General features: G+C 42.4%; 13 protein-coding genes, 15 tRNA genes, 2 rRNA genes and 2 pseudogenes. 23 read left to right on the forward strand and 9 right to left on the reverse strand.

Going from position 1 to position 18,075, the window contains the following annotated elements:
* The first annotated feature begins 225 nt into the window (after positions 1-225).
* The 19 genes and pseudogenes from MWM02_RS03015 (at position 226) to MWM02_RS03110 (ending at position 9,061) form a co-directional block, all read left to right on the forward strand.
* Positions 226-1,782, forward strand: a 16S ribosomal RNA gene (locus MWM02_RS03015).
* Between the two features lie 197 nt (positions 1,783-1,979).
* Positions 1,980-4,914, forward strand: a 23S ribosomal RNA gene (locus tag MWM02_RS03020).
* The 16S and 23S rRNA genes sit together here with 15 tRNA genes alongside, the layout of an rRNA operon.
* A gap of 184 nt (positions 4,915-5,098) precedes the next feature.
* Positions 5,099-5,173 (forward strand) — tRNA-Asn (locus tag MWM02_RS03025).
* Positions 5,174-5,177: 4 nt separating this feature from the next.
* A tRNA-Ser gene (locus MWM02_RS03030) sits at positions 5,178-5,268 on the forward strand.
* 15 nt (positions 5,269-5,283) lie between these two features.
* Positions 5,284-5,355, forward strand: a tRNA-Glu gene (locus MWM02_RS03035).
* 12 nt (positions 5,356-5,367) lie between these two features.
* Positions 5,368-5,443 (forward strand) — tRNA-Val (locus tag MWM02_RS03040).
* Between the two features lie 196 nt (positions 5,444-5,639).
* Positions 5,640-5,716 (forward strand) — tRNA-Met (locus tag MWM02_RS03045).
* Positions 5,717-5,721: 5 nt separating this feature from the next.
* Positions 5,722-5,797: transfer RNA gene (locus MWM02_RS03050), tRNA-Asp, on the forward strand.
* Between the two features lie 23 nt (positions 5,798-5,820).
* Positions 5,821-5,896 (forward strand) — tRNA-Phe (locus tag MWM02_RS03055).
* Between the two features lie 33 nt (positions 5,897-5,929).
* Positions 5,930-6,005 (forward strand) — tRNA-Thr (locus MWM02_RS03060).
* A 7-nt stretch (positions 6,006-6,012) separates the two neighbouring features.
* Positions 6,013-6,094: transfer RNA gene (locus tag MWM02_RS03065), tRNA-Tyr, on the forward strand.
* A 10-nt stretch (positions 6,095-6,104) separates the two neighbouring features.
* Positions 6,105-6,178, forward strand: a tRNA-Trp gene (locus MWM02_RS03070).
* Between the two features lie 22 nt (positions 6,179-6,200).
* Positions 6,201-6,273, forward strand: a tRNA-His gene (locus MWM02_RS03075).
* Between the two features lie 23 nt (positions 6,274-6,296).
* A tRNA-Gln gene (locus tag MWM02_RS03080) sits at positions 6,297-6,371 on the forward strand.
* A 4-nt stretch (positions 6,372-6,375) separates the two neighbouring features.
* Positions 6,376-6,447, forward strand: a tRNA-Gly gene (locus MWM02_RS03085).
* 7 nt (positions 6,448-6,454) lie between these two features.
* Positions 6,455-6,528: transfer RNA gene (locus MWM02_RS03090), tRNA-Cys, on the forward strand.
* A gap of 162 nt (positions 6,529-6,690) precedes the next feature.
* A tRNA-Leu gene (locus MWM02_RS03095) sits at positions 6,691-6,775 on the forward strand.
* Positions 6,776-6,908: 133 nt separating this feature from the next.
* Positions 6,909-7,917 (forward strand): annotated as a pseudogene (locus MWM02_RS03105) (tyrosine-type recombinase/integrase).
* Positions 7,918-8,410: 493 nt separating this feature from the next.
* Positions 8,411-9,061 (forward strand): SMI1/KNR4 family protein, encoded by a 651-nt coding sequence (locus tag MWM02_RS03110; protein WP_064551976.1) that lies wholly within the window; start codon positions 8,411-8,413, stop codon positions 9,059-9,061.
* Positions 9,062-9,560: 499 nt separating this feature from the next.
* On the opposite strand, the gene MWM02_RS03115 is transcribed toward MWM02_RS03110, so the two are convergent.
* The 5 genes from MWM02_RS03115 to MWM02_RS03130 all read right to left on the reverse strand — a co-directional run bounded on the left by MWM02_RS03115 (position 9,561) and on the right by MWM02_RS03130 (position 12,396).
* The gene (locus tag MWM02_RS03115) at positions 9,561-9,779 is read right to left on the reverse strand and encodes a helix-turn-helix domain-containing protein (RefSeq protein ID WP_064551977.1); all 219 of its coding nucleotides are present in this window, start codon (positions 9,777-9,779) and stop codon (positions 9,561-9,563) included.
* A 10-nt stretch (positions 9,780-9,789) separates the two neighbouring features.
* Complete coding sequence (locus MWM02_RS03120) at positions 9,790-10,275, reverse strand: DUF2975 domain-containing protein (RefSeq protein WP_004434880.1); 486 nt, start codon at positions 10,273-10,275, stop codon at positions 9,790-9,792.
* Positions 10,276-11,208: 933 nt separating this feature from the next.
* A complete protein-coding gene (locus MWM02_RS19590; RefSeq protein ID WP_481861766.1) occupies positions 11,209-11,433 on the reverse strand; it encodes a transposase in 225 nt (74 codons plus the stop codon).
* Positions 11,434-11,487: 54 nt separating this feature from the next.
* Positions 11,488-11,922, reverse strand: coding sequence for an IS3 family transposase (locus tag MWM02_RS03125; RefSeq protein WP_244402915.1), 435 nt, complete (start codon positions 11,920-11,922; stop codon positions 11,488-11,490).
* A gap of 156 nt (positions 11,923-12,078) precedes the next feature.
* Entirely contained in the window at positions 12,079-12,396 is a 318-nt protein-coding gene (locus MWM02_RS03130) for a helix-turn-helix domain-containing protein (protein ID WP_244402916.1), read from the reverse strand.
* Positions 12,397-12,621: 225 nt separating this feature from the next.
* Here MWM02_RS03130 and MWM02_RS03135 point away from each other — a divergent pair, with 225 nt between their 5' ends.
* Positions 12,622-13,023, forward strand: a complete 402-nt coding sequence (locus MWM02_RS03135; RefSeq protein WP_064551463.1) for a DUF1259 domain-containing protein — start codon at positions 12,622-12,624, stop codon at positions 13,021-13,023.
* Positions 13,024-13,562: 539 nt separating this feature from the next.
* Here MWM02_RS03135 and MWM02_RS03140 read toward each other — a convergent pair.
* The 3 genes from MWM02_RS03140 to MWM02_RS03150 all read right to left on the reverse strand — a co-directional run bounded on the left by MWM02_RS03140 (position 13,563) and on the right by MWM02_RS03150 (position 14,609).
* Positions 13,563-13,646: a YjcZ family sporulation protein gene (locus MWM02_RS03140; protein ID WP_081260253.1), complete on the reverse strand. Its 84-nt coding sequence runs from the start codon at positions 13,644-13,646 to the stop codon at positions 13,563-13,565.
* A gap of 57 nt (positions 13,647-13,703) precedes the next feature.
* Positions 13,704-13,829, reverse strand: coding sequence for a YjcZ family sporulation protein (locus MWM02_RS03145; protein WP_244402917.1), 126 nt, complete (start codon positions 13,827-13,829; stop codon positions 13,704-13,706).
* Between the two features lie 573 nt (positions 13,830-14,402).
* Positions 14,403-14,609, reverse strand: coding sequence for a KTSC domain-containing protein (locus MWM02_RS03150; protein ID WP_081260249.1), 207 nt, complete (start codon positions 14,607-14,609; stop codon positions 14,403-14,405).
* A 226-nt stretch (positions 14,610-14,835) separates the two neighbouring features.
* Here MWM02_RS03150 and MWM02_RS03155 point away from each other — a divergent pair.
* The 3 genes and pseudogenes from MWM02_RS03155 (at position 14,836) to MWM02_RS03165 (ending at position 17,510) form a co-directional block, all read left to right on the forward strand.
* A pseudogene (locus MWM02_RS03155) lies at positions 14,836-15,725 on the forward strand (transposase).
* Between the two features lie 339 nt (positions 15,726-16,064).
* On the forward strand, positions 16,065-16,838 hold the full coding sequence (locus MWM02_RS03160; protein WP_244402918.1) for an alpha/beta hydrolase family protein: 774 nt from the start codon (positions 16,065-16,067) through the stop codon (positions 16,836-16,838).
* A 285-nt stretch (positions 16,839-17,123) separates the two neighbouring features.
* Entirely contained in the window at positions 17,124-17,510 is a 387-nt protein-coding gene (locus tag MWM02_RS03165; protein WP_244402919.1) for a VOC family protein, read from the forward strand.
* A 79-nt stretch (positions 17,511-17,589) separates the two neighbouring features.
* Here the strand turns inward: MWM02_RS03165 and MWM02_RS03170 are convergent, their stop codons facing one another.
* A complete protein-coding gene (locus MWM02_RS03170) occupies positions 17,590-18,033 on the reverse strand; it encodes a PH domain-containing protein (protein WP_244402920.1) in 444 nt (147 codons plus the stop codon).
* Positions 18,034-18,075 lie beyond the last annotated feature (42 nt).

The following is an 18,075-nucleotide window of genomic DNA, read 5'->3' on the forward strand; positions in this document are numbered from 1 at the left end:
TTGAATGTTCCTTGAAAACTGAACAAAACGAAGCGTCCACATAGAAAGGCGAAGGCGACTGATTAGCCCCGACAGGCGCTGGAGGGCTCGCGAGGAGGCGGTTGCCGCCACAGCGAGACCGAAGCGTCCCGAGGGGCTAGGAGCCGGAGCTAGACAATAAGAAAAGCGAAGGCGACTGGCACCTTTTGGTGTCGGAGCCGAAGCTGAAGATAAGCCAATCCATTTTCTATGGAGAGTTTGATCCTGGCTCAGGACGAACGCTGGCGGCGTGCCTAATACATGCAAGTCGAGCGGGCCGGGCGGAAGCTTGCTTCCGCTTGGTTAGCGGCGGACGGGTGAGTAACACGTGGGTAACCTGCCCGTAAGACCGGGATAACTCCGGGAAACCGGAGCTAATACCGGATAACACCGAAGACCGCATGGTCTTTGGTTGAAAGGCGGCTTCGGCTGCCACTTGCGGATGGGCCCGCGGCGCATTAGCTAGTTGGTGAGGTAACGGCTCACCAAGGCGACGATGCGTAGCCGGCCTGAGAGGGTGACCGGCCACACTGGGACTGAGACACGGCCCAGACTCCTACGGGAGGCAGCAGTAGGGAATCTTCCGCAATGGACGAAAGTCTGACGGAGCGACGCCGCGTGAGCGAAGAAGGTCTTCGGATCGTAAAGCTCTGTTGTTAGGGAAGAAGAAGTGCCGTTCGAACAGGGCGGCACGGTGACGGTACCTAACGAGAAAGCCCCGGCTAACTACGTGCCAGCAGCCGCGGTAATACGTAGGGGGCGAGCGTTGTCCGGAATTATTGGGCGTAAAGCGCGCGCAGGCGGTCCCTTAAGTCTGATGTGAAAGCCCACGGCTTAACCGTGGAGGGTCATTGGAAACTGGGGGACTTGAGTGCAGAAGAGGAGAGCGGAATTCCACGTGTAGCGGTGAAATGCGTAGAGATGTGGAGGAACACCAGTGGCGAAGGCGGCTCTCTGGTCTGTAACTGACGCTGAGGCGCGAAAGCGTGGGGAGCAAACAGGATTAGATACCCTGGTAGTCCACGCCGTAAACGATGAGTGCTAAGTGTTAGAGGGGTTACCCCTTTAGTGCTGTAGCTAACGCGTTAAGCACTCCGCCTGGGGAGTACGGCCGCAAGGCTGAAACTCAAAGGAATTGACGGGGGCCCGCACAAGCGGTGGAGCATGTGGTTTAATTCGAAGCAACGCGAAGAACCTTACCAGGTCTTGACATCCCCTGACAACCCTGGAGACAGGGCGTTCCTCCCTTCGGGAGGACAGGGTGACAGGTGGTGCATGGTTGTCGTCAGCTCGTGTCGTGAGATGTTGGGTTAAGTCCCGCAACGAGCGCAACCCTCGCCCCTAGTTGCCAGCATTCAGTTGGGCACTCTAGGGGGACTGCCGGTGACAAACCGGAGGAAGGTGGGGATGACGTCAAATCATCATGCCCCTTATGACCTGGGCTACACACGTGCTACAATGGGCGGTACAAAGGGCTGCGAACCCGCGAGGGGGAGCGAATCCCAAAAAGCCGCTCTCAGTTCGGATTGCAGGCTGCAACTCGCCTGCATGAAGCCGGAATCGCTAGTAATCGCGGATCAGCATGCCGCGGTGAATACGTTCCCGGGCCTTGTACACACCGCCCGTCACACCACGAGAGCTTGCAACACCCGAAGTCGGTGAGGTAACCCGCAAGGGAGCCAGCCGCCGAAGGTGGGGCAAGTGATTGGGGTGAAGTCGTAACAAGGTAGCCGTACCGGAAGGTGCGGCTGGATCACCTCCTTTCTAAGGACATCATCTTGAAAATAAAGTGGACGCGGAGTTTTGTTCAGTTTTGAAGGAACATTGGTTGTTCCTTCAAATGCTTTGCGCCTGCGTCTATGAACGGATGCAGGAGAAATCAATTGGTTCCTTGAAAACTAGATAACCGAAAGGAAGAAGCCGGGAAGCGAAGGCGGCGAAGATAAAGCCGAGTTTCGCATGGTTAAGTTAGAAAGGGCGCACGGTGGATGCCTTGGCACTAGGAGCCGATGAAGGACGGGGCAAACGCCGAAACGCTTCGGGGAGCTGTAAGCAAGCGTTGATCCGGAGATGTCCGAATGGGGGAACCCACTGCCCGTAATGGGGCAGTATCCATACCTGAATCCATAGGGTATGGAGGGCACACCCGGGGAACTGAAACATCTCAGTACCCGGAGGAGAAGAAAGCAACCGCGATTCCCTGAGTAGCGGCGAGCGAAACGGGAACAGCCCAAACCAAGAGGCTTGCCTCTTGGGGTTGTAGGACCACTCAGATGGGAGTGACAAAGGAACGGGGTAGACGAAGCGGTCTGGAAAGGCCCGCCAGAGAAGGTGACAGCCCTGTAGTCGAAACTTCGTTCCCTCCCGAGTGGCTCCTGAGTACGACGGGACACGGGGAATCCCGTCGGAAGCAGGGAGGACCATCTCCCAAGGCTAAATACTCCCTAGTGACCGATAGTGAACCAGTACCGTGAGGGAAAGGTGAAAAGCACCCCGGAAGGGGAGTGAAAGAGAACCTGAAACCGTGTGCCTACAAGTAGTCAGAGCCCGTTGATGGGTGATGGCGTGCCTTTTGTAGAATGAACCGGCGAGTTACGATGACGTGCGAGGTTAAGTCGAAAAGACGGAGCCGCAGCGAAAGCGAGTCTGAATAGGGCGCGTAGTACGTCGTCGTAGACCCGAAACCAGGTGATCTACCCATGCCCAGGGTGAAGGTAGGGTAACACCTACTGGAGGCCCGAACCCACGCACGTTGAAAAGTGCGGGGATGAGGTGTGGGTAGGGGTGAAATGCCAATCGAACCTGGAGATAGCTGGTTCTCCCCGAAATAGCTTTAGGGCTAGCCTCAAGGGAAGAGTCTTGGAGGTAGAGCACTGATTGAGCTAGGGGCCCTCATCGGGTTACCGAACTCAGTCAAACTCCGAATGCCAACGACTTATCCTTGGGAGTCAGACTACGAGTGATAAGATCCGTAGTCGAGAGGGAAACAGCCCAGACCACCAGCTAAGGTCCCTAAGTGTACGTTAAGTGGAAAAGGATGTGGAGTTGCCCAGACAACCAGGATGTTGGCTTAGAAGCAGCCATCATTTAAAGAGTGCGTAATAGCTCACTGGTCGAGTGACTCTGCGCCGAAAATGTACCGGGGCTAAACGTACCACCGAAGCTGTGGGATGACCGATGGTCATCGGTAGGGGAGCGTTCTAAGTGCGCCGAAGCGAGACCGGAAGGACTCGTGGAGCGCTTAGAAGTGAGAATGCCGGTGTGAGTAGCGAAAACAGAGGTGAGAATCCTCTGCACCGAAAGCCTAAGGGTTCCTGAGGAAGGTTCGTCCGCTCAGGGTTAGTCGGGACCTAAGCCGAGGCCGAAAGGCGTAGGTGATGGGCAACAGGTCGAGATTCCTGTACCACCTCCTCACCGTTTGAGCGATGGGGGGACGCAGGAAGGTAGGGCGAGCAGGCTGCTGGAATAGCCTGTCCAAGCGGTTAGGCCGCCAGATAGGCAAATCCGTCTGGCAACAAGGCGGAGCCGTGATGGCGAAGGGACCTTTGGTCCCGAAGTCCCCGATCCTACACTGCCAAGAAAAGCCTCTAGCGAGGTGGGAGGTGCCCGTACCGCAAACCGACACAGGTAGGCGAGGAGAGAATCCTAAGGTGCGCGGGAGAACTCTCGTTAAGGAACTCGGCAAAATGACCCCGTAACTTCGGGAGAAGGGGTGCTCTCTTGGGTCTCAAGCCCGAGGGAGCCGCAGTGAAAAGGCCCAAGCGACTGTTTATCAAAAACACAGGTCTCTGCGAAGCCGAAAGGCGAAGTATAGGGGCTGACACCTGCCCGGTGCTGGAAGGTTAAGGGGAGCGCTTAAGCCGCAAGGCTGAAGGTGCGAACCGAAGCCCCAGTAAACGGCGGCCGTAACTATAACGGTCCTAAGGTAGCGAAATTCCTTGTCGGGTAAGTTCCGACCCGCACGAAAGGTGTAACGACTTGGGCACTGTCTCAACGAGAGACCCGGTGAAATCATACTACCTGTGAAGATGCAGGTTACCCGCGACAGGACGGAAAGACCCCGTGGAGCTTTACTGCAGCCTGATATGGAATTTTGGTATCGCTTGTACAGGATAGGTGGGAGCCTGGGAAGCCGGAGCGCCAGCTTCGGTGGAGGCGGCGGTGGGATACCACCCTGGCGGTATTGAAATTCTAACCCGCACCCCTTACCGGGGTGGGAGACAGTGTCAGGTGGGCAGTTTGACTGGGGCGGTCGCCTCCCAAAAGGTAACGGAGGCGCCCAAAGGTTCCCTCAGAATGGTTGGAAATCATTCGGAGAGTGCAAAGGCAGAAGGGAGCTTGACTGCGAGACGGACAGGTCGAGCAGGGACGAAAGTCGGGCTTAGTGATCCGGTGGTTCCGTATGGAAGGGCCATCGCTCAACGGATAAAAGCTACCCCGGGGATAACAGGCTGATCTCCCCCAAGAGTCCACATCGACGGGGAGGTTTGGCACCTCGATGTCGGCTCATCGCATCCTGGGGCTGTAGTCGGTCCCAAGGGTTGGGCTGTTCGCCCATTAAAGCGGTACGCGAGCTGGGTTCAGAACGTCGTGAGACAGTTCGGTCCCTATCCGTCGCGGGCGCAGGAAATTTGAGAGGAGCTGTCCTTAGTACGAGAGGACCGGGATGGACGCACCGCTGGTGTACCAGTTGTCCCGCCAGGGGCACCGCTGGGTAGCTATGTGCGGAAGGGATAAGCGCTGAAAGCATCTAAGCGTGAAGCCCCCCTCAAGATGAGATTTCCCATCGCGAAAAGCGAGTAAGATCCCTCGAAGATGACGAGGTCGATAGGTCCGAGGTGGAAGCGTGGCGACACGTGGAGCTGACGGATACTAATCGATCGAGGGCTTAACCAAGCGGAACGGAAAAGCAAAGGAAGCCGCCCAGCGAAACGGTTTCTTCCAAATGGACGGTTATCTAGTTTTGAGGGAATGAAATAAAAAAACTCTTGACATGATAATATTAGTCATTATAATAATACTTGTCCAATCAATAAGAAGGTTTATAAAAGAAGAGACAATCAGTTCCTTCATCAGTTATTCCGCAGTAGCTCAGTGGTAGAGCAATCGGCTGTTAACCGATTGGTCGCAGGTTCGAATCCTGCCTGCGGAGCCATCTTGGAGAGCTGTCCGAGTGGTCGAAGGAGCACGATTGGAAATCGTGTAGGCGTGAATAGCGCCTCAAGGGTTCGAATCCCTTGCTCTCCGCCATTAATTAGTCACTATGGCCCGTTGGTCAAGTGGTTAAGACACCGCCCTTTCACGGCGGTAACACGGGTTCGAATCCCGTACGGGTCACTTTCTTTTTGTGGAGGATTAGCTCAGCTGGGAGAGCACTTGCCTTACAAGCAAGGGGTCGGCGGTTCGATCCCGTCATCCTCCACCATGAAATCTTCGTTTCATTTTGCAATTAATCATCATGTTTTTGCGTCGCCGCGGATGGAGTAACGGTTTAAATCTTCCGTAGATTCGTTGCGATGAGAAATAAAAGGGACAATGAGTAAACAAAAAGTTAATAAGTTTCTTCGATGCATTGACAGTTTTGACAAATTCGGGGAGCAGTAAGCACTACTTTTTATCGTCGCGGGGTGGAGCAGTCCGGTAGCTCGTCGGGCTCATAACCCGAAGGTCGCAGGTTCAAATCCTGCCCCCGCAACCAATAATGGTCCCGTAGTGTAGTGGTTAACATGCCTGCCTGTCACGCAGGAGATCGCGGGTTCGAGTCCCGTCGGGACCGCCATAGTGATATGAGTAGTAGAAAATGGCTCGGTAGCTCAGTCGGTAGAGCAAAGGACTGAAAATCCTTGTGTCGGCGGTTCGATTCCGTCCCGAGCCACCATCACACTTATTCTTTTAGAAACGTGCTTCATGTGCCGACTTAGCTCAATTGGTAGAGCAACTGAATCGTAATCAGTAGGTTGCGGGTTCAAGTCCTGCAGTCGGCACCATGAATATGGAGGGGTAGCGAAGTGGCCAAACGCGGCGGACTGTAAATCCGCTCCCTTTGGGTTCGGCGGTTCGAATCCGTCCCCCTCCATTTTATATTTAGGGGCATAGTTTAATGGTAGAACAGAGGTCTCCAAAACCTCCGGTGTGGGTTCGATTCCTACTGCCCCTGCCATAAAATGAAAAGACGTTGTATGGCGACTATGGCGAAGTGGTTAACGCACCAGATTGTGGCTCTGGCATGCGTGGGTTCGATTCCCACTAGTCGCCTTTCCTTCTGCGTCTTATTTTTTTGGGGTATAGCCAAGTGGTAAGGCAACGGACTTTGACTCCGTGATGCGTTGGTTCGAATCCAACTACCCCAGCCACGATGCGGAAGTAGTTCAGTGGTAGAACACCACCTTGCCAAGGTGGGGGTCGCGGGTTCGAGTCCCGTCTTCCGCTTTCGTATGGCGGCATAGCCAAGTGGTAAGGCAGAGGTCTGCAAAACCTTTATCCCCGGTTCGAATCCGGGTGCCGCCTCCATGGTAGTGCTGGAATGGCGAAATTGGGGACACATAGATTATGAAATTTCGCGTAGATATTTATGTCCGTCCTGAGCTTGACTCTCTGAATAAAAATAAAATATAAGATAAATAAATGCTTGACTTTATACTATTTACAATTTAAAATTATACATGTGCTTATGCCGATGTGGCGGAATTGGCAGACGCGCACGACTCAAAATCGTGTGGGGTAGCCCCCCGTGTGGGTTCGACTCCCACCATCGGCATCGAAAATAGGAGAAAGGCTTTAGGGACAAGGGGTTTCACGTAAGTGGAATCCCTTGTTTTTTATTTACCGAATACGATTCGAGAAAAGAAAATCGTGTGCGTACAATCGTGTTCGGTGAGGTGAAATGGAAAATGAAAAGAATAGAAAATGAGAGAAAATTGCAGAGAAAGAGCAAGAGTGGAAGAAGAGGAGAGTTGAGTCGTGAGGAGTTGTTGTTAATATCTGACGACATCGGAGAAATTGAATACACATTCGATGAATTGTTAGAGAATAGAGGATTGCGAATTGAGGAATTTAAGAGAACATACGATTAAATATTACCGCAGTGAGTTAAATGCATTTGTAAAACTGCTGAAAGAGCAAGAAATCGAATTACGTGTAAGTGAATGGACAGGAGAAACCATTAAGCGAAATGTCATTATGTACATGAAAGAAAAAGGTCTTAAGACAGTCAGTATCAACTTCCGTTTGCGAGCCAGGCGGGCGTTTTTTAACTTTTTGGAAGGACGAAATCTCATAAAAAGCAATCCGATGAAAGACATCAAATTGCTGAAGGATAGAAAAAGGATTGTAGAAACATTTGATAATCAGCAGATAAAGGCTTTATTTAAAGCATGCGACCTTCGTACATTTGTAGGTTTAAGGGATTATACGATTATGATGTTGCTGTTGGAAACGGGAGTTCGAGTAAATGAACTGGTGGGTATAAAAACAACAGATATCATTTGGGAACAAAAAGTCATACGCATTCGAAACACAAAAGGTGGCTTTGAACGCTTTGTTCCTATTCAAGATAAAATGATTAGCCAATTAAAAAAATATTTAGTTGTAAGAGGAAATGTGGATACAGATTACTTATTTATTACTCGGGACAACACTCCATTGAGTAAAAAGCAAGTACAAGATAGAATTAGAGAATATGGGAAAAAAGCGGGGATAAAGAATGTTCGTTGTTCCCCACACACATTCCGTCATACATTTGCCAAATTATGTGTGTTAAATGGGGCGAATGCATTTCAATTGCAAGCAATACTAGGACATACGTCATTGGAAGTAACAAAAGTGTATGTAAATCTTTTCAGCAGCGAAGTGCAGCAAGGACATGCGAAATTCAGTCCAATAAATAACTTGTTTAAGTAATTTCTCATATTGTTTCTCTTAAAAATTTTGATGATACACAAAAAAGTCTGGTGATTGTTGAGGAAATAAAAAGAGGGAAGAAGAGAATTCAAGGGAATCGGGAAAAGTGCCTTTAGTACATTTCTCGATTCCTTTTTATTTGGAGTGAGCAAAAAGAGGGGAAAGGGATAAGGATAACGGGTTCTCCTTTGGGAGAGAAAAGTAAAAAATAAATCACTTATTGACAGACCAAATAACAAAGCTTTGGTCTGTCTTTTTTATTTATTAACAAATTAAGGTTTTTACTACAAATTGAATGAAAAACGCACAAAATTAGCATACGAAATGACAAAGGACAATAACTATTGTCTTTGATGTTTTGACTACGATTTTATAGGTTAAAATTGCTACTAAATAAGGTCCGAGACTTACCCAAGAACAACGATTAGGAATTGTTACCAAAAAATTCAATATAAATGATATATTATAATTGAAAAAATTATGGGGTGATGATTTGGATTACGAATTAATTAGAAATAGAATTAAGGCTATTACTTCTAGGATTAAAGAGATTGGTGGAGAAGTTCAAGAAGTCATTATTGATGAACCAGCTTCGCTTGAACAAATAATCAAAACAGAGGAACAACTTGGGGTCAAGCTACCCGAAAGTTTCAAGAAAGTTCTTAGGGAGTTTTCTGGGAGTTTCAGTTTACGTTGGTTTTTGCCTGACAATATGGAGAAGCCGAATGAATTTAGAGGAATTTTCTCTGGAACACCACACTGGAGTTTAGAACTTCTACCTCAATTTGAAGAAGACCGTATGGGTTGGATTGAAAATGTTTTTCCTAACCCTGAAGATGAATATGATGTGGTTTGGCATAACAAATTAGCTTTTTGTGAAGTAGGCAATGGTGATTACTTAGCTTTAGATATGAATAATACTGATGATGCCCCGATAGTCTATCTTAGTCACGATGATGGAGAAGGGCACGGATACAAAATTGCAAATAATTTTGTTGAATTCATAGATAATTGGTCAAGATTAGCTTTTGTAGGGTGCGAGGATTGGCAATGGCTACCTTTCACAACAAGTCCTAAAAGTGGGATAATTGCAGATGGAGAGGCTGCAAAACGATTTAGAAACTGGCTTGAACTAGATATTTAAATAGAAAAAAGAGCATTGATAATATCACATAAGTAGTTCAGTTTTGGAGTACAAAATGTAAAATAACACTCCAAAACGAACTACTTTTTTATATGCTTTCCGTAATATGAATCGTATGCTAATTCGTATAATTTTGAAGAGTAGATTGGAATAAAAATTACGGAGGACTCTAACAAACAACAGGAATTTTGTTGAAAATAATTCCAAACGAAAGGGGTTTTACTAAATATCCTTAGAATATTACCTTATTGTGTAAAAACGGGAGGATGAGAATGGAATTTGCTGGTATTACTAAAAAATTAAGATGGTATTTTATTAACGGGTTACCTTTTGAGGTGCAAACATTGCAAATCACATCATATATTTTGTCACTAATATCAATGCAATTCTCAATGGAATTCTCTGAGTAAATAACATCAATAACGCAAAGAAGGGATAGCTTAATGGCTATCCCTTAAATTCTCTAACGACTTCCGTTAAATAAATTTGTTGTCTGTTTTTATTGAGTGTCTTCGTCGCTTTTGTACTCCAAAATATCACCTGGCTGACAATCCAAAGCCTTACATATCGCTTCTAATGTTGAAAAACGAACCGCTTTTGCTTTCCCATTTTTCAGAATGGAAAGATTCGCCATAGTTATTCCAACCCTCTCCGAAAGCTCTGTTACGCTCATTTTTCGTTTTGCTAACATCACATCAATATTAATAATAATTGCCATATCCTCCACCTCAGACCGTCAAATCATTTTCTGATTTTATGTTAATCGCTTCTTGTAGAAGCCGTTGGAGGATAGCAGCAAAAACGGCGATAACCAACGAAGCAAAAATGATTATGAGTTGCAATATTCCAAAAGGAGGGTCCATATTCTTCGTTATAAAACGAAAGAGCGGAAAACCTAATACATACAAACCACTGATTGTAAAAGCACAGCACTTTATGTTCTTTAATGCCTTTACGGATAATTCTGAGAATGCTGTGTTTTTGTCAATATACCGTAAAAGATTGAAAGCCTGATAGAGAGCAAAGTAAAAAGGAACAGCTGCTCCATACATCACGATGAAAACGAGATATTTCAAATAAGACATATCTGGGTACAATTCTCCAGCAAAATTTCCAATCTTAGGAACCAAAAATATACACAAATAAAGCACTGCAATTCCAGCCAGAAAAATAGTTACCTTTAAGAAAGTGGTTGAGCCTCGTTTAACATTCATTTAATACACCTCACTTATTTAATGACAACATGATTTTAGTATATTATTTATCGTTTCACAATAAATTAGTATTGTTTTTTATTATATTATTATCGTTAATTAAAATATCCTTTTAATTATGACAAAAATAAAAAGCATTTCTCATTACAAAGAAATGCTCTTACTTTAAAATGTTAAATTTACAACTTGTTCTACAAAACTTCCAAATAGTTTCTCCTGCGAATTTTCACTACTTTGGGTTTTCTTGGGTTTAAAAAACTCCATATCTGTTCCTCCTTCATAATTCACAGTAAAAATCACACTGTACAATAATTATTTCCATATTCGAGAATTGGTGTGCGAAATCCTACTTGAATTTTAATAAAAACATCAAAGAGTGTAGTAATTTCAAGGAAAGAAAAAACGTGAATTCGTGTGTGAATTCACGTTAAAAATGTATTGTGAAATTGATTTTTGCACCTCAAAAGAGAACCCGCGTTAGTATAAGAGGCTCTTTTTCTTCTAAACAATTCATGAAAAAACGAATATTTCAGGAGCATTTTCTGGAATGGACTTTTGTCTTTGATTGGGAGTTTACGTTGCGGAGATTTGTAGTAACATTTCTGATGAATGACGGTGTTGATGATGTCGAGGAAGACTTTGTCGTCGATCTGGACTGGTTCAGAACAAACGGGACAACGAAGTCTGCCGACAATCTCGAACATGGAATCACCTCCACTAATTCATTCCACAAAAATAAAAAAAGCCCTGCCAGGGTGTGGACATATCCCTGTCAAGTAGACAGTGTTTAAAAAGACCCTCTCATCAGCTTCATCCATCATAGTTGATTGGGCTTTGTCAGTGTCAAGGAAATCACTTGACACTGACAGCCCATCAACTAATTGGCAGACAAGCTGATGGAGGAGCTATTCTAGTCATCCGTGATTCCTTGTGTTATGCACATACCTTCTTTCTGTATTGTACAGGGCTAAGGTATGTAAGTTTCCTTTGAATGCGCCTATTATTATAAAACTCCATATATTTATGAACAGCTGCTTCCAGGTCATCCATGGAGTGAAATTCCTTAAGATATATACATTCTGTTTTTAGATGGCTAAAAAAGTTTTCTATACAAGCATTGTCTAAACAGTCTGCTTTTCTGGACATACTTGGAATGATACCATGTTGTTGAAGAGCTGCGTGGTACTCATGGGATGGTACTGGAACTCTTGGTCACTGTGTAAAATGGTTCCATTCACATCTCGTTTTTTTTATTGCTTCGTCTAAGGTATCAAGAACCAGTGGAACATCATTTCTTTTACTGATTCGATATGAAATCACTTCCCTGTTAAAGAGATCATAGATAACGGATAAGTATAGACGCTGGTTGTCCCAAAGGAGATAAGTAATATCTGTCACCCATTTCTCATTTGGTTTCCTCGCTGTAAATTGTCTATTTAATACGTTCGGTACCGTCATTCTTTCCGAACCTTTTCGGTAGACCTGCTTTTTTCTGCGAATTTTCGCCTGAAGATTCATTAGCTTCATTAAGCGATAAATACATTTGTGATTGATTCTCCACCCGTACTCCCGCAAAATGTATGCCTTTACTCTTGGATAACCATAGGTTCCATTGGATACTTCATAGGCTTCCACGATCAAATTCATGATTTCTTAAATCCCTCACTGTTATTACATTTTTTCGTTTCCGCCACTTATAATAACCGCTTCTGGAAACACAAGCTATCTTACATAATAAAGAAATAGGATAGGAACTACTAAGATCATGAATGATGGAATAGAAAACGGTTTTGTCTCTGGTTTTCACCTCCTTTTCAAGGCAATAAGCTTTTTTAAGAATTCATTTTCTGCTTTGAGTTTTCGATTTTCTTCTTCTACTGTTAATGGCTTCTTTCTTGGGCGGCCCCGTTTAGAGGAAATGGTTTTTCCTCTACATTCTTTTAGTCCTTCTTCTCCATACTGTTGATAGTTCTTTACCCAAATGCGTACCCTTTTAGGATCTTTGATCCCCATTCTCTTGGCTACTTTTCGATACCCTAATTGTTCATTCAAATACATCATGACTGTACGTAATTTAAATTCAAAACTATAGCTTGTGTATTTTGCATCTGATTTATCCAAAAAAATCCCTCCTGTATAGCAGTGTGTCCTTTTTCTACACTGTCTACACAAGAGGGATAATATCACCTGTTTAGGTGTCTTTCTTTTTTAAAACAACAAACCTCGATATATTGTGTTTTATAAATTCCATTCTTGTCGTAGCCCCTTGTCCCATTCATAAATAATCCAAAATCATACAATAAAAACAAGAATACTAAAAAATTTTTGTTGAAAGAGGGATAATTTATGAGGGAGTCAAGAAAAGACTTATGTAGAGAATTTGCAAGAATCCTTGGCGGAACTGGGAGTGTTACGAATGGAGTATGTCTTGTGCAGAAATTCAGAGACATCCCATTTACCATACTTGGAAGAAGAACGAATTCACCACTAGTAAATCCTCAATTTTTTTCCTTCGAAAATTTAGACAGTCAAGGGAATGCTCTAAATCTAGGTGAAACGGTACTACTTCAAGAAGAGGTTAATCCGTTGTTAACAGAATTAAGAAAGAGAGATATTATTGTAACAGCAGTCCACAATCACTGGTTGTTTGAACAACCGAGAGCAATGTATATGCATTTTGAATCAATCGAACCACCACTGGAATTTGCGAGAAAAGTTCGAGAAGCATTTAGAGTACTAAAAAGGTAAGGATTGAAAAAACTAATATTTTTAGGGAAAAAATTTAGAACGCAATGACAGAAAACTGAAAGAAAAATGAAGGAAAAATGACGGAAAGATGACAGATTATTTTGTTTCGAATGTGTTATGATGATAGCGTGGGATATGAATCAGGGCGAAACTTCCCAGCAAAGTGCTTTTTTTTTATTTCACAGCAGATGATCTTTATCTATAAAAAAAAGGCCCGTAGGCCCATGGAAACGCTGTTTAAATCATTTGTTTAATTAGAATCTGCGTCTTCTTCTAAAGTCGTCTTCAAATCCAAAAGGGAAAAACGGAAAAAATGGGAAAAACGGTCTTCTTCTAAAGGGGAAAAACCGTCTTCTTCTAAAGTCGTCACGAAAAAAGAATTCTCTTTGGTCGAATCCAAAAAATGGCATTTAATTCATCTTCCTTTCATTATCAGAGACAGATTAACCCAACCTGCCCTTTTCCTTTTCAATAAACGAAACCACCTATTCCGATTAAATGAGGAAATTAAGAGATATTAAATGTCACCTTGTGGGGAATTAATAACCGCCAAGACCCATACAAGAACATCCTACAATGATAAGCAAGATGAATAGGACAACAACTAAGGCAAAACCGGTCATATATAACACCTCCCATTTATGGTAAGCAGTCTGTTTTTGATAAGAACGTTAGGAATATTAGGCGCTCCAAATAGAAGTTCCGACAATAATTAATAAAATGAACAATACAACAATCAACGCAAAATTGAAGCCACCGCCGTAACCGCCGTAGCCACCATATCCATATCCACATCCCCAACACATATCTTTTCACCACCTATTGGAATATTCGGAGGAAAAGCACTCCTGCTATGTATATATATTCCTTAAGAAAAGGGGTGATTAGACAAGTATCATCGTGTTATGACAAAATCAGCGATTTGCTTAAACAATTTCTAAAAATAAAAAAGCGTCTGCAATACATGCAAACGCCTCGTGGAGGTGACTTATCTAGGATGCTTTCGGTGGTAATAATAATATATGCACTCAGGATAATAATGAAGGGGACAAGTGTTGATTAAAAGTAAATTAAGCAGGAAATGTAAAAATATAAATCATTCTTGAACCCATACTCTTACTATTCTTGTTAGGCTATTATAAATGGATATGTAAATTAGAGAAAAAAGCATCAGATATGTAGGAGTAATGAATTAATTCACTACCATGTAAGAACGTTATTTTCTTACATTTTCTGTGGTGAGGCTCTGCTTCATGGATGGCTAACGGGTGTTTAGTTGAACAAAACATACAAAATACACGGGCACGTCTGTCTAAATGACAGGCGTTTTATGATTATGAAAGAACTGGTCTCCTAGACCAGTTCCTGTAGTTAGCAAGTTATAATCGTTTGTATGGGTAAACATCCTTGATGAAATAATCATGAAATCTCCCTTTTGAAGGAGCTGACATAAGATTTCGGTAAACATGTTTTGGCACGTTGTAATACTCATAAGTGCCGTTATGGAATTCAATTCTTAGTGTTTGCGATTTCGGATCGTATCCAACAGCCCGTAGATTTGATGAAACTACAGGATGCATAATCATGACATTTCACCTCCCTTCTCTATTTACATATTTATTAAACAAATCAGGAATAAATACCTATTATTTGTCGGAATTTGACGAACGAATTTAGTAGGAAAGTCTCTCTTTTTGTTGTATTGAACGTGTTGCAAAACGCATAACGGATGCATAAATGCACATAAAAAATCCACCACCTTGGAAATCATATACAGTGATCAAAACCAACTACCAAGGGGTGGACACTATCATGATTTCCAATTTAAACAACGAACATGCATGGTCTTATGAAATCGATCCAATTTTAGAAGCATTATTTCAATATATCGACTCGCTGTCGTTGCCGGAAACACCGTATGTGACAGGAAGGCCGCCAGTATCGAAAAAATCGTTGTTGAAATGTTTCTTTTTGAAAACCTATTTTTCCATTGATTCCTTGCGAAAATTAGTGCGCATTCTGCAGCGTTTTCGCTGTTTTCAGCGGGCCTGCGGGCTTAGTAAGGTTCCTCATCTGTCTACTTTTTCCCGTGCGGCGAAGTGGTTTAGGGAACAAGGATTTCCCGTCTTTCATGCACAGCTGCTCAAAGATCTAGAAGTACGGTATCCCCAATCGTGCTGATCGACAGCACGGCCCTTCGAAGCAGTCTTTATGATTCACAGGCAAAGTGGGGAGTGTCCACCCGATACCACTGGTTTAAAGGATATAAACTCCATCTCTGCACCACTTTTGAGGGAATCATTTTATCTCATGTGTTGACCACCGCGAATCGAAATGATGCGGCAGTGGCACCAGAATTGCTTGCTTCTTTGGAGCAATGGGATATCGAATTTGTATTAGGGGATGCCGCATATGACAGCGAAAAAGTTCGACAAACAGCCGAACAAGCAGGAATCCTATTCCTTTCTCCCATCAACCGCCGCAATAGCGAGGAACGGAAAGATGCTTATGGCCGGGTTCTTCCTGTTTTTTTGAAAACGAGATTTAGCCAATGGCTGTTTGGACTTCGCCGCGAGATAGAACGGGTATTTAATGAGTTAAAAAGTGACGGGGTGGAACAGCCGCGATGGTATGGATTTCATCGATATTTACTGCATGTGTTATGCTGTATCCTTATGCATAACTTCGAGTGTTTACTCTAGTTTTGCAACACCATCTATATATGTATATTATTTATCAAAAACAATTATTTAATATAAAAGAAGAGTGTTGGAAATGGATATTTTTATCTTCTTTGACCAAAAATACAAACAAGGGCGTTTCTAAAAAGTAGGTGATGGTATGATAAAGATAATAAATAGATAAAGGGGAGAGATGATTCATGTCATATACATGGCCTAAAAAAGGAGAAAAATTGTTTAAAACAACAGATAGTTATTATCAATATGCCCATTTTGGATGGGGAGACATTGACCAACAATTTTACGGATATAATTGAAGTAGGTATAGGGAATGTAAAACAATAGAAAAGGGTGATTATTTTGTCTATTAGGGAGCAATTTGTAAATATTGACGGACAATGGGCTTACATTGGGCAACCTAAAAAGTCGAATGGTTATGGCGTTATTTTTTTAGGTGGTTCTATTGCCTTTGTGTCAAATAATAGTAGTGATTGGCATGAAGATTTAAATAAAAAGGCATTATTTAACTCTTTATTAGAAGAGGGGTATACAATTGGTTACTCCAATGCTCATGGGGCGAACTTTGGAAATGATAAATCCCTACAAGACATCAAAAATTTACATGAGTATATGGTTAAAGAAACAGGAATTAATTATTCCGTTCATTTGTTTGCGATTAGCATGGGAGGTCTACTCGCTTTAAGGCTAATGAGAAACGTTGATTTTGTTCGATCAGTTGCATTTTCACAGCCACTTTTAAACGTAAAAGAACAAAGAGAATACGAAAATGATTATATTAAGAGGAATAATTTAGACATGGATGACCCAACGGGGCATGCAATTGCTTTATCGCACGAAATTGATTATAGTACCGTAGATGCATATATTGATAAAACGTTTGCTCTTGAAAAACTTGCATTAGCTCCTATTCCGTGTAAAATTTGGCACGGTACGGGAGATGAAAATGTTCCTGTTGAAATCAATGCATTGCCGTTCGTGGAGTTAAGAATTAAACACAAATTACAAATTGCTTTAGAAATTGCTCCTGGAGTAGGACACGATAAAAACGGTGCTTGTTATTCAGACCATAAAGGTATTATTCAGTTTTTCCATCAAAACGAAAAATACCGATAATTTTCCTTCAACTAACGAGTGCCATTCTTAAATAGGGCATCGCTTTTTTTATTCAACTCCCATGGAAGAACGAATCAACTTCCATCATCTGTGATGAAACTCGCTTCATGGTTGGTCAACGAGGAGCATTAGTTGAATTATAAAATACAGAATTTAACAATAAATCATAAGAAAAACTTATGATATTTGATAAAATATAATTGATTGCGTTATTGTTGATAAAAAAGTTATAATTTAGTAAAAATTCAATTAATTTAGAAACAGAAGTAGGAGGGAGAGGTTATAATGTCTTTTATTTTTAAAGCAATTGACCATATTCAACTTGCTGCTCCAAAAGGAAGTGAAGACATAGCAAGGAAATTTTTTAAGGACATTTTAGGTTTTAATGAAATTGAAAAACCCGAAGAATTAAAGAAAAGGGGTGGGGTATGGTTTGGTTTTGGAAATTATGAAGTACATATAGGAATTGAAGAACCGTTTTCTCCAGCCAAAAAGGCACATCCTGCGTTTGAAGTAGAAAAAATCGAAGAATTAAAGCAACATCTAATAAAACATGGGATGGATGTTATTGAAGACGATAACCTTCCCGGAGCTAAAAGATTTTATACTTTTGACCCATTCGGAAACCGTATAGAATTTTTAGAGTGGATTAAAGAATATAGGTTATGTTAATAAATAATGTTGATAAAATTAAATTAAAAAAAAGCACTGCTGATTTTATAAGCAATGCAATCCCTAAATGAACTTACTATTAACTTTCTTGAATTATTACATTAGGACAACGTTTTTTTAGTTCAGATAAAAATAGTTCATTTTCTTTCGGTGAAATCTTAACACTTCCTAAAGTTCCTGATTTATAAAAAATTTCTATACCACTTTTTGATGATAACAATCTATAACCTGTGTAGATATCTTTTGTTGGGGAAACTTTTGTTATTTCTTGATATAATATACGACTTCTAAATGGACCGCCTTTCACCAATAAATAGTCATCGTAGAACACATACTTAATGGAAAATACAGACCAAGTAATGAATCCCACGGAGATAATTAATAATGAAAACACAATAACCGTGTCGAGCATTGTTCTCGTCTTATCGGTGAATAAAGGTATTAATAATACACCGCTCAACACTAATATTGTGATAGACATTATAAATATGAAAAAAGAATCAATTTTTGCACGAAAAACCATAAATAGCACCTCCCCTTGTTATAAATTATACAATATTTTTTT

Source organism: Parageobacillus sp. KH3-4 (assembly GCF_022846435.1).
GTDB classification, from domain to species: domain Bacteria; phylum Bacillota; class Bacilli; order Bacillales; family Anoxybacillaceae; genus Parageobacillus; species Parageobacillus thermoglucosidasius_A.